This is a genomic window from Nocardioides pakistanensis, assembly GCF_054781215.1.
In genome coordinates this window covers 182,625-192,631 of sequence record NZ_BAAGUV010000025.1, presented here as the reverse complement: position 1 = coordinate 192,631, position 10,007 = coordinate 182,625, and the positions used below count along the sequence as shown (strand labels likewise).

The 10,007-nt window shown below is 72.3% G+C and carries 12 protein-coding genes; 4 read left to right on the top strand and 8 right to left on the bottom strand.

What is annotated here, in order from left to right; genetic code table 11:
* Positions 1 to 153: 153 nt before the first annotated feature.
* A complete protein-coding gene (locus tag ACYVIH_RS12185) occupies positions 154 to 591 on the top strand; it encodes an NUDIX domain-containing protein (RefSeq protein ID WP_460869708.1) in 438 nt (145 codons plus the stop codon).
* Between the two features lie 49 nt (positions 592 to 640).
* On the opposite strand, the gene ACYVIH_RS12180 is transcribed toward ACYVIH_RS12185, so the two are convergent.
* The 4 genes from ACYVIH_RS12180 to ACYVIH_RS12165 form a co-directional block, all read right to left on the bottom strand.
* The gene (locus tag ACYVIH_RS12180; protein WP_460869706.1) at positions 641 to 1,483 is read right to left on the bottom strand and encodes a lipoate--protein ligase family protein; all 843 of its coding nucleotides are present in this window, start codon (positions 1,481 to 1,483) and stop codon (positions 641 to 643) included.
* 10 nt (positions 1,484 to 1,493) lie between these two features.
* Positions 1,494 to 2,327: a DUF72 domain-containing protein gene (locus ACYVIH_RS12175; RefSeq protein ID WP_460869704.1), complete on the bottom strand. Its 834-nt coding sequence runs from the start codon at positions 2,325 to 2,327 to the stop codon at positions 1,494 to 1,496.
* A 39-nt stretch (positions 2,328 to 2,366) separates the two neighbouring features.
* On the bottom strand, positions 2,367 to 3,734 hold the full coding sequence (locus tag ACYVIH_RS12170; protein WP_460869702.1) for a lytic transglycosylase domain-containing protein: 1,368 nt from the start codon (positions 3,732 to 3,734) through the stop codon (positions 2,367 to 2,369).
* Positions 3,735 to 3,826: 92 nt separating this feature from the next.
* Positions 3,827 to 5,014 (bottom strand): saccharopine dehydrogenase family protein, encoded by a 1,188-nt coding sequence (locus ACYVIH_RS12165; RefSeq protein ID WP_460869700.1) that lies wholly within the window; start codon positions 5,012 to 5,014, stop codon positions 3,827 to 3,829.
* A 75-nt stretch (positions 5,015 to 5,089) separates the two neighbouring features.
* Between ACYVIH_RS12165 and ACYVIH_RS12160 the strand changes: the two genes are divergently transcribed.
* Positions 5,090 to 5,356, top strand: a complete 267-nt coding sequence (locus tag ACYVIH_RS12160) for a DUF2277 domain-containing protein (RefSeq protein WP_460869698.1) — start codon at positions 5,090 to 5,092, stop codon at positions 5,354 to 5,356.
* 7 nt (positions 5,357 to 5,363) lie between these two features.
* Positions 5,364 to 5,942, top strand: coding sequence for a protein-L-isoaspartate O-methyltransferase family protein (locus ACYVIH_RS12155; protein ID WP_460869696.1), 579 nt, complete (start codon positions 5,364 to 5,366; stop codon positions 5,940 to 5,942).
* 18 nt (positions 5,943 to 5,960) lie between these two features.
* Here ACYVIH_RS12155 and ACYVIH_RS12150 read toward each other — a convergent pair whose 3' ends face one another.
* Positions 5,961 to 6,653 carry a hypothetical protein gene (locus ACYVIH_RS12150; RefSeq protein WP_460869694.1) on the bottom strand — a complete coding sequence of 231 codons (693 nt, stop codon included), beginning with the start codon at positions 6,651 to 6,653 and terminating at the stop codon, positions 5,961 to 5,963.
* Positions 6,654 to 6,757: 104 nt separating this feature from the next.
* Here ACYVIH_RS12150 and ACYVIH_RS12145 point away from each other — a divergent pair, with 104 nt between their 5' ends.
* The gene (locus ACYVIH_RS12145) at positions 6,758 to 7,606 is read left to right on the top strand and encodes an NAD-dependent protein deacetylase (RefSeq protein ID WP_460869692.1); all 849 of its coding nucleotides are present in this window, start codon (positions 6,758 to 6,760) and stop codon (positions 7,604 to 7,606) included.
* Here the strand turns inward: ACYVIH_RS12145 and ACYVIH_RS12140 are convergent.
* The 3 genes from ACYVIH_RS12140 to ACYVIH_RS12130 form a co-directional block, all read right to left on the bottom strand.
* Positions 7,546 to 8,331, bottom strand: a complete 786-nt coding sequence (locus ACYVIH_RS12140; protein WP_460869689.1) for an ABC transporter permease — start codon at positions 8,329 to 8,331, stop codon at positions 7,546 to 7,548. The genes ACYVIH_RS12145 and ACYVIH_RS12140 overlap by 61 nt on opposite strands.
* A complete protein-coding gene (locus tag ACYVIH_RS12135; RefSeq protein WP_460869687.1) occupies positions 8,328 to 9,233 on the bottom strand; it encodes an ABC transporter ATP-binding protein in 906 nt (301 codons plus the stop codon). The genes ACYVIH_RS12140 and ACYVIH_RS12135 overlap by 4 nt, the downstream gene beginning before the upstream one ends.
* Before the next feature lie 79 nt (positions 9,234 to 9,312).
* Positions 9,313 to 10,002 (bottom strand): metal-dependent transcriptional regulator, encoded by a 690-nt coding sequence (locus ACYVIH_RS12130; protein WP_460869684.1) that lies wholly within the window; start codon positions 10,000 to 10,002, stop codon positions 9,313 to 9,315.
* Positions 10,003 to 10,007 lie beyond the last annotated feature (5 nt).

Below are 10,007 nucleotides of genomic sequence, written 5' to 3'. Positions count from 1 at the left end.
CCCCCGACCCCGCACAAGCCAGCCACATGGAACGCCACCTCCTCGAACTCCTCCACGCCGTCTGAGCCGCCCGGTTGGAGCCATCGGGCCTCCGGCTCCTTCCCGATACGTTCGCTCCCCGGCGCCCTCCATCGGCAGCTACAGTCCGTGGCTGTGGCCGACCTGGCGGACCGTGCAGTCGCCGTTGTCCTCGATGGCGACAGCCTTCTCGTGCTGCGCCGCCTCAAGTACAGCGAGAGCTACTGCGTGCTTCCCGGCGGCGGTGTCGAGCCCGGCGAGGAGCCCGGCGACGCCGTGATCCGCGAGCTCCGGGAGGAGACCGGCCTCCGTGGCGTCGCGGACCGGCACCTCTGGACGATCACACACCAGGACCGGACTGCGCACTACTTCCTGGTGTCGGTCGAAGCGGGCCCCATGGAGGTCGGCGGTCCAGAGGCCCTCGTCCAGTCGGACCAGAACCACTACTCCCCGGAGTGGGTCTCCTTGGACCGGATCGCTACGGAGAACCTCCAGCCCGAAGCGGTCCGGGATCTGCTGAGCGGTCTGTCGCCGCGGCGGCCGCGCGGCCCGTCATCACCCGGCACCTGCTGACTGCGAACGAGCATGCTCGAGAGCCGCAGTAGGACGTCGTAGCCGCCTGTCAGACCACGTGGTCGGGCAGCAGCGCCCGAGCCTCCTCGACCAGCTCCGGGGAGAGCTCATCGGGGGTCAGCCCGTAGCGGGAGTCGTACGCCGAGAGCAGCGCCTCCTCGACGTCGGACACCGCGACCCCGGCCACTTCCTCGGAAACCGACCCGACGGAACCGTCGTCGAACGGCAGTTCCAGCGCGCCGTACACATCGCGCAGCACGGGCCGCAGCTCGGCGGCCCCGTCTACCACCAGCACCGCACTGAACAGCCACGCCTCGCGCACCATCCGTTGCGCGGTCCCGACCAGCTTCACCCTGCCACGGGCGTTGATGCTGTGCGAGCCGGGACAGTACTCCCCCGGCACCTCGCCCACGCGCGAGTCGATCCCGAGGCCGCTGAGGACACCGGTCCAGAGCTCACCGAACTCGCCGAACCTGGCCTCCAGTCCCGAGGGCCACTCCGGGTCGGGGCTGACGTGGTCGACGACCAGCGCCTGCGACGTGTACGCCACCGCGCGTCCACCGGGCGCGCGCACGCAGGGCTCGAACCCTGCCCGTCGTACGGCGGCCACGGCGGCGTCGAAGCCCCGAAGGCGCACGTCGCGCCGGCCGAAGGCGACTGCCGCTCCCGAGGGCTGGTACACCCGCAGCATCTCACCGGCGTCGCCACGGCTGACACGCCGCATCATCGCCTGAGCGAGCGCCATCTCCAGCGCCTGCGCGGCGCCCCCGCCAGTGGCGACTCCAGCGGCGGCGCCCTCGCCAGCGGCGGCCCCCGAAGCGATGACCTGAGAAGCGACGACCCGATCAACGACGACATCGTGCGAGGGCAGGGCCCCATGGAAGAGCTTCACACCGGCGAGCCTACGGTGCCGGCACCCGCTCCCCGACCCGCTCGATGAGCCCGAGCGCATCGTGCGGCGCGTAGCCCTTGGCGTCGTTGTCGAAGTAGACGTACACGTCCTGGCCCTGCTCGGCCCACCGGCACACCTTCTCCGCCCAGCGGTCGAGGGCCTCGGAGGTGTACCCGCTGGTGTAGAGCTCGGTGTCGCCGTGGAGCCGGACGTACATGTGGTCGCTGGTGACCTCCTCGACGAGCGGCCACCGGCCGGCGGTGTCGGCGACGACGAACGCGATGTCGTGCGCGCGCAGCAGCTCGACCGCCTCGGGCACCGCGAAGCTGCTGTGCCGGACCTCCAACGCGTGGCGCATCGGCCGGTCCTCCTCGGCGACGGTCAGGGCACGGTCGTCGGGGACCTTCGCGTCGTGGCCCTTGGCCAGCTCGGCCGCCGCCGCCGTCGTCCGCGGCAGCAGGTCGAAGAAGGCAGCGAGCCGCGCCTCGTCGTACCCGAGGTTCGGCGGCAGCTGCCACAGCACCGGACCGAGCTTGGGGCCGAGCGCCAGCACGCCGGAGGCGAAGAAGTTGGCGAGCGCGGTCTCCACCCCGGCGAGCTTCTTCATGTGGGTGATGAACCGCCCGCCCTTGACCGCGAACACGAAGTCGTCCGGGGTCTGGGCGCGCCACGCCGCATAGCTGGTCGGGCGCTGCAGGGAGTAGAACGAGCCGTTGACCTCGATCGACGTCATCCGTTCAGCGGCGTAGGCGAGCTCGAGCCGCTGCACGAGGCCCTTGGGGTAGAAGTCGCCGCGCCAGCCGGCGTAGTTCCACCCGGAGATGCCGATCCGGATCCGTCCCACGTGACCTGTGTACCCCCGAGCCTGGGTCTCAGCCCAGCCTCACGCCACCGAGTGGCCGTTGATGCTGTGGATCCCGAGCCGGCCGTCGGGCATCTCCTCCACCACCATGGTCACGTTGCGGCCGAGCATCCCCGCGACCTCGTCGCCGTTGCTCTCGACGGCGCCGTCGCGGTCGTAGTCGCCGTTGGCCTTCTTGTCGAGCTGCGCCACGGCCCCGAGATCGAGCAGCTTGCCGGCGAGACAGTAGCCGCCGTCGCACTCGGTGAACCTGCCTTGGGCCTCGCGCGGACCGTCCTTGGGCTGCTCGGTCGGGGTCGGTGACGCCTCAGGGCTCGGCCGAGGTGTCGGCGAGGGCTCGGCCGACTTGCTGGGCGACTTGCTGGGCGACTCGCCGGGCGCGGGAGTGGACGACCGGTCCTTCGCGGCCCGCCGCTCCTCGCGCACCTCGCGACGCGCCGCGAGCACCGCTGCCTGTCGCTCCTCGCGCCGCTCCTCACGAGACGCCGCACGCCTCGCCGCGAGCTTGGCCGCACGCCGCTCCCTGCGCTGCTCCAGCTCCTCCTCGGTGGGCGGCGGCGGGGGCAGGTCGAACACACCGGTGCGGTAGCCGACCTCGAACGCCTGGACCAACGCCACGTAGTAGTCGTCCTGGTTGTAGCTGAAGATCGCCGCGGCCTGGGTCGCCGGGTCCCGCAGGCTGCCCGACCCGGCGCAGAGGTACGACGCAGCCGCTGCCGCAGCATCGTCGATGTCGTGCGGGGACATCCGCCCGTCGCCGTCGCCGTCACGGGCGGCGTTCGCCCAGGTCGACGGGATGAACTGCATCGGCCCCACGGCACGGTCCCACGCCTTGTCCCGGTCGATCCGCCCGCCGTCGGTGTCGCGGATCGCGGCGACCGGGCCGGTGCCGTCGAGGCGCACCCCGATGATCTGCGGCCGGCTCACCCCGTCGGTGCTCAGCTGCGCGCCGCCGTACCTGCCGTGGTCGGACTCCACGCGGCCGATGCCGGCCAGCAGCGTCCACGGGAGCTCGCAGCCAGGATCGGTGCGTCTCATGGCTGCGGCCGCCCGCTGGTAGGCCCGCTTGGCCGCGAGCGGAAGGTCGTGGTTGGCCAGCTCGCTGACCGTCCAGGCACGCATGCCCTTGGTCGAGCGGTCGTCGGAACCGACGTCCTCGATCTCCTGCAGCAGGGTCTCGGAGTCGATCTGGTCGATGATCGCCGACCGGGCCCCCGCGCGGCTCGCCAGGCTGTAGACGATGCGGCCCGGCTCCGGCGCGGCCGCGTCACGGGAGGCGGCCGGCGCTGAGTCGACCGGGCCGGCGGAGGTGGAGATCATCGGGGCGAGCAGGAGCACGCCCAGGATCCCCAGAGGACCCTTGACGCGACGCCCCCACGTCGGACTCACTGTGCCATCACCCCGGCTCCCTACCCCGATTCCCACGGTAGGTAACCCCCGAAGCGGGCGCAGGTTTTCGCCGGATTTGCCCGGTGCCCTGGCTAGCTGTTCTCGAGCACCTCGAACCTGATGCCCGCGGCGACCAGGCGGTCGACGAGGTTGGCGCCCATGGCCGTTGCGGTGGTCACGTTGCCCGCGACCGGCGGGTTGTCGTCGAAAGCCAGGCACAGCGCGGACTCGGCGAGCATCTTCGCGGTCTCGCCGTAGCCGGGGTCCCCGCCGGACACCTCGGTCACGACCCGGTGCCCGCGGGCCTCACCGACGAAGCGCATCGCGAACCAGGACTGTGCCCGCCGCTCCTCGCTGGGCCCCTGTCCCTGCGGGACCTTCTTGATCAGGAAGTCGCGGACCGGCGGCACCTGCGCGGCCGCGGCCAGCGCGCCGACGCCGACGACCCCGCCGACGACGACCGGGAGGTGCTTCACCGCCGCGTAGTGGGCGTACTCGAAGTCCGGGCCGTAGCGCTCGAGCGCCGCCGCGGACCGCTTCACCACGAGCGGGTCGATCGTCGGGAGCGGCACGAGCCACCAGCCGGTCTCCGGGTCGCGGTGCGGCGGCCGGGCCGTCGCCCGCACCCGGCGTCCCTCCGGTCGCGGCTCGACGCGACGACGCTCGGCCGCGGCCTGCTTCATCTGCCGGGCCCGCGAGAAGGCGGTCATCGCCGAGGCGAAGGTGCCACCCGAGAGCCGCCCGCCCGCGCGCAGCATCCCGCGCAGCTTCACCGGCACTCCCTGCGGCAGCAGCTGCACCGTGAACCACGCCCCGAGGTCGTGCGGGATCGAGTCGAAGCCGCACGCGTGCACGATCCGCGCTCCGGTCTGCTGCGCCTGCTCGTGGTAGCCGAGGTACATCCGGTCGACGAACTCCGGCTCGCCGGTCAGGTCGACGTAGTCCGTGCCCGCCTCCGCGCACGCGGCGACCAGCGGCTCGCCGTACTCCAGGTAGGGACCCACGGTCGTGATGACCACCCGCGCAGCCTGAGCGACCTCCTTCAGCGAGCCGGGGTCGGTGACGTCGGCGTGCAGCAGCGGCATCTCCCCGAGGGCGGGGTTGATCGCGGTGAGCGCCGCGCGGACCTCTTCCAGCCTGGTCCGGTTGCGGCCGGCGAGTGCCCACCGGCAGCCGTCGGGGGCGTTGCGGGCGAGGTACTCAGCGGTGAGGCCACCGGTGAACCCGGTCGCGCCGAAGAGGACGATGTCGTAGGGGCGGCTCGCGTCGTGGGGGCTCATGAGCCCCCACTCTGGCGGCTTGCCCCGGTTTGCGACAAGGTGCGCCATGCCACACCGCGTCGTAGGCTCGGCAGCATGTGCCGCAACATCCGCACCCTGCACAACTTCGAGCCACCCGCGACCGCCGAGGAGGTGCAGGCCGCAGCCCTGCAGTACGTCCGCAAGGTGAGCGGCAGCACCCGTCCATCCCAGGCCAACCAGGCCGCCTTCGACCGTGCCGTCCGCGAGGTCACCGAGGCCACCGAACGTCTGCTGGCCGACCTGACCACCTCGGCCGCGCCGAAGAACCGAGAGGTCGAGGCCGCCAAGGCGCGGGAGCGCGCCGCCGCCCGCTACGCCTGAGGGCCGCATGGCCATGACCGACGCGGACCGGCTGCGGGGCGCCTTCGAGCGCGTCCGGCGCGTCGACTTCCTGCCGCCTGAGCAGCACGGGTTCGCCGGGGAGAACGCCGCGCTCCCGATCGGCCACGGCCAGACCAACAGCCAGCCCAGCACCGTGCGCGACATGCTCGAGCTGCTCGACGTCCAGCCCGGCCACCGCGTCCTCGACGTCGGCTGTGGCTCCGGCTGGACCACCGCACTGCTCGGCGACCTCGTCGGTCCCGCGGGCGAGGTGGTCGGCGTGGAGGTCGTGCCCGAGCTGACCGAGTGGGGGCGCGCCAACCTGCGCCGCTACGACATGGCGTGGACCAGCATCGAACAGGCCCGGGCGGGCGTCCTCGGTCTGCCCGAACGGGCGCCCTACGACCGGATCCTGGTCTCGGCGCAGGCGACCACCCTGCCCGTCGAGCTCGTCTCCCAGCTCGAGGTGGGCGGCCTGATGGTGGTCCCGGTCGGCGGCCGGATGACCGTCGTACGGCGCACCGACGGCGAGCCGGAGATCAGCCGGGCCGGGTGGTACACCTTCGTGCCGTTGGTCGAGCCCTGACCGCGGCAGCGCTCGGGGTCACCGACCGGCGAGGGTCTGGGTGATCCGCACCGGGCTCTGCGGGGAGGTGGCGTTCGTCGCGATCCCGGTGAACCCGCCGGCGAGCAGGATCAGGCCCAGCGCCGAGGCAACCCGGGCGTCGGTGCCGCCACCGAGGAACGGCAGCACGACCTGCATCGCGAGGAAGGCCAAGAGCAGCCCCGGCACCCACGCCGGCGTGCGGCCGGACCGCAGCAGGCCGAGCGCGATCAGGAGCACGCCGAGCAGGAACCCGTAGACCCAGACCATCAGCGAGATCTGCAGACCGCTCTCGTCCAGGGCCGAGGTGACCAGCTCCATCTCCGTCGCCGAGGCCTGGCCCTGCTCCAGCGCCTTGATCGCGAGGGCCCGGAACATCAGCATCAGCGCGGCGAGTCCGCCGACACCCACGCAGCCGATCGCGAGTGCCACCACGCCGAGGACCCCGAGGCCGCGACCCCGCTTGTCCTGGAACAGCATGAGGATCGACGGAGTGCCGAGCACGATCGCGGCGGCGGCGCCGAAGAAGAGGATGCTCATCGCCAGCCAGCGACCCGGGTACTCCGCCGCGACGAGGAGCTGCGCGGACGGCGAGTTCTCGTTGCCGCCAGGGTTCAGCATCTGGGCGAGGACGAGCGCCATCACCCCGGTGACGAGGGCTGCTGCCGACACCTGCACCCATTCGAATCGCATGAGGCACCAGGGTAGGCGCGAATCCTCGTGTCCGACCGCGGAGTTGCCGAATCGGTGCGAGGTCCAGACCGATCCTGTCCGGATCGTCCACGTACGCTGGCGTGGTGCAGGCCGCGCTCGAACTCCTCGCCTCCCGCCGGTTCACCGTGCTGACCGGCGCCGGGGTGAGCACCGACTCCGGCATCCCCGACTACCGCGGGCCCGGCGCCCCGGTCCGCCGGCCGATGACCTACGCGGAGTTCGTCTCCGGCCCCCGTGCCCAACAGCGCTACTGGGCACGCTCCTTCCTCGGCTGGAGCCGGATGCGCCACGCCGAGCCCAACCCCTCCCACCACGCCCTCGCTCGGCTCGAGGCCGCCGGCCGGGTGCCGCTGCTGATCACCCAGAACGTCGACGGGCTGCACGAGCGGGCCGGGAGCCGCGCGCTGGCGCTGCACGGTCGGATCGCCGACGTCGTCTGCCTGGCCTGCGGCGAGCAGAGCAGCCGTGCGTCGCTGCAGGAGCGGATGGCCGCGGTGAACCCCGGGTACGCCGAGCACCACGCCCACCTGGCGATGCGCCCCGACGGCGACGTCGAGCTCGACGACACCGACGGCTTCGTCGTCCCGGCGTGCCTGCGCTGCGGCGGGGTGCTCAAGCCGGACGTGGTGTTCTTCGGCGAGAACGTCCCCAAGCCGCGCGTGCAGCGCTGCTTCGACGCCGTCGAGGCGGCCGACGCCCTGCTCGTGGCGGGGTCCTCGCTCACCGTGCTGTCGGGCTTCCGGTTCGCCCGGCACGCCCACAAGCTCGGCATCCCCGTGGTGATCGTCAACCGGGGACCGACCCGCGGCGACGAGCTGGCGACGTACAAGGTCGACTCCGGCTGCGCGGGCTTCCTGACCGCGCTGGCGGGTCAGGAGACGTCGCGGCGCACCGAGAGCCAGACCCCGATCCCGGCCAGCACCAGCCCGTAGCCGAGCAGCACGAGCCCACCGGCCCACCAGTCGAGGTAGTCCAGCATCGTGTCGCCGGGCGACATCAGCGCCGACGAGGCGTTGCTCGGCAGCCACTTCGCGATCCAGTCGGTGTCGGTCGCCGAGGCCACGACCGTGACCAGCGGCTCGATCAGGAACGTGAACAGGATGCCGACCACGATCGCGACGATCTGGCTGCGGATCAGCGTGCCGACGCCGAGGCCGACCACCGTCCACACCGCGATCGCGACCACCGACAGGGCCACCGTCGGCCAGAGCCGGTCGGCGCCGAGGCCGAGACCGTAGCCGCGGATCGCCAGCACCACCCCGCCGACGACGAAGGCCACGATCAGCCCGGCGATCGCGTAGACCACGCCCATCACGGCGTGGGCGAGGATCTTCGCGCCCACGATCCGGGCCCGGCGCGGGGAGACCAGGAAGGTCGAGGTGATCGTCTGGTAGCGGTACTCGCCGGTCATCCCGGTGATGCCGAGCACGAGCGCGAACATGTAGGTGCCGGTGAACATCCCCAGCGGGTAGATCGACCGGATCGCCTCGGGCGTCTCCGGCCCGGGCATGGTCTGCCCGGCACCGGCGTCCATGCCGGAGAACCCGGCGGTGACGCCGGACTGGAGGGCGACGAAGACCAGCGCCCCGATCAGCAGGCCCCACCACAGCCGGGTGGAGGCGATCTTCTTGAACTCGGCTCGCACCAGCGCGGTCATGCGTGGCCTCCCTCGGTCAGCTCCAGGAACACCCGCTCCAGATGGCTGGCCTCGGCGACCAGCTCGTGCAGCTCCACGCCGGCGGTGAACGCCGCGTGGCCCACCTGCTGCGTGGTGCCGCCGGCCACCCGCAGGCGGCCCTCGTCGTCGGTGCCGACCACGGTCATCGGCCCGTCCGCGAGCGCGTCACGCAGCTGCTCGGGGCTGGGCGTGCGGACCAGCACCTCGCGCGGTCCGCTGTCGAGGTCGGCGAGCGTGCCCTGCCGGACCAGACGGCCCCGGGAGAGCACGACGACCTCGTCGACGGTCTGCTGGACCTCGCTGAGCACGTGGGAGGAGACCAGCACCGTGCGTCCCTCAGCGGCGAGCGCGCGCAGGAACTGTCGCAGCCAGGCGATGCCGGCCGGGTCCAGGCCGTTGGCCGGCTCGTCGAGGATCAGCACCTCCGGGTCACCGAGCAGCGCCGCCGCGAGGCCGAGCCGCTGCCGCATGCCCAGGCTGAAACCGCCGACGCGCTTGCCGGCCACCTCGGCGAGACCGACCTGGGCGAGCATGTCCATGGCACGGGCCGGGTCCTTGCCGGCCCCGATCGCCATCACCTCCAGGTGCGCCTTCGCCGAGCGCCCGGGGTGGAAGCTCGAGGCCTCCAGCGCGGCGCCGACCGTGCCGATCGGGTCGTCGAGCTCGCGGTAGGGAACCCCGCCGATCGTCGTCGTGCCCGACGTGGGGTTCAGCAGCCCGAGCAGGCAGCGCAGCGTGGTGGTCTTGCCCGACCCGTTGGGGCCGAGGAACCCGGTGACCAGTCCCGGACGCACCGAGAACGTCAGGTCGTCCACGGCCTTGAGGTGGCCGAACATCTTGGTCAGGCCGACGACGTCGACCTGCCTTCCCTCCCGCATCATGCGTCCCATCCAACCAGAACGACCCGATAACGAGACGGGCAGGTCCGCACCGGCGAGTCGTGCTCGCGCCGGACGAGGGTCAGAGCCTGCGGACGAACACGTGCGCCGCAGCGGCGCGGTCGATCTCGGCGGTCTCCCCGCCGCTGCCGACCAGCACGCCCTCGGCCCCGGCCGCCACGGTGACCACCTTGTCGGGCAGCGCGCCGACCCGGCGCAGCGCGGTCATCAGCGCCTCGTCGAGCTGGAGCGGCTCGCTGATCCGGCGGACCATCACCCGCACCTCGGCCCCGGGCCGGACGACGTCGGCGAGCGGCTCGACGCCGTCGCGGAACTCCTCGCGCTGGGTGTCCTCGCCGAGCTCCTCGAGGCCGGGGATCGGGTTGCCGTAGGGCGACTCGGTGGGGTGGTCGAGCAGCTCGATCAGGCGCCGCTCCACGGTCTCCGACATCACGTGCTCCCAGCGGCACGCCTCGGCGTGCACGAGCTCCCAGTCCAGACCGATCACGTCGGTGAGCAGCCGCTCGGCGAGCCGGTGCTTGCGCATGACTCGGGTGGCGATCCGGTGCCCCTCGTCGGTGAGCTGGAGGTGCCGGTCGCCCTCGACGGTGAGCAACCCGTCGCGCTCCATCCGGGCCACGGTCTGGCTGACCGTCGGGCCGCTCTGGTGGAGCCGCTCGGCGATCCGCGCGCGCAGGGGCACGATGCCCTCCTCCTGCAGCTCGAAGATCGTGCGGAGGTACATCTCGGTGGTGTCGATCAGGTCGCTCACCCGCA

Bases quoted from the DNA above. Each gene is read 5' to 3' on its own strand.
- ACYVIH_RS12165 (WP_460869700.1), bottom strand. From the start codon at position 5,014: ATGAGCCCCCACGACGCGAGCCGCCCCTACGACATCGTCCTCTTCGGC.
- ACYVIH_RS12160 (WP_460869698.1), top strand. From the start codon at position 5,090: ATGTGCCGCAACATCCGCACCCTGCACAACTTCGAGCCACCCGCGACC.
- ACYVIH_RS12155 (WP_460869696.1), top strand. From the start codon at position 5,364: ATGGCCATGACCGACGCGGACCGGCTGCGGGGCGCCTTCGAGCGCGTC.
- ACYVIH_RS12150 (WP_460869694.1), bottom strand. From the start codon at position 6,653: ATGCGATTCGAATGGGTGCAGGTGTCGGCAGCAGCCCTCGTCACCGGG.
- ACYVIH_RS12140 (WP_460869689.1), bottom strand. From the start codon at position 8,331: ATGACCGCGCTGGTGCGAGCCGAGTTCAAGAAGATCGCCTCCACCCGG.
- ACYVIH_RS12135 (WP_460869687.1), bottom strand. From the start codon at position 9,233: ATGATGCGGGAGGGAAGGCAGGTCGACGTCGTCGGCCTGACCAAGATG.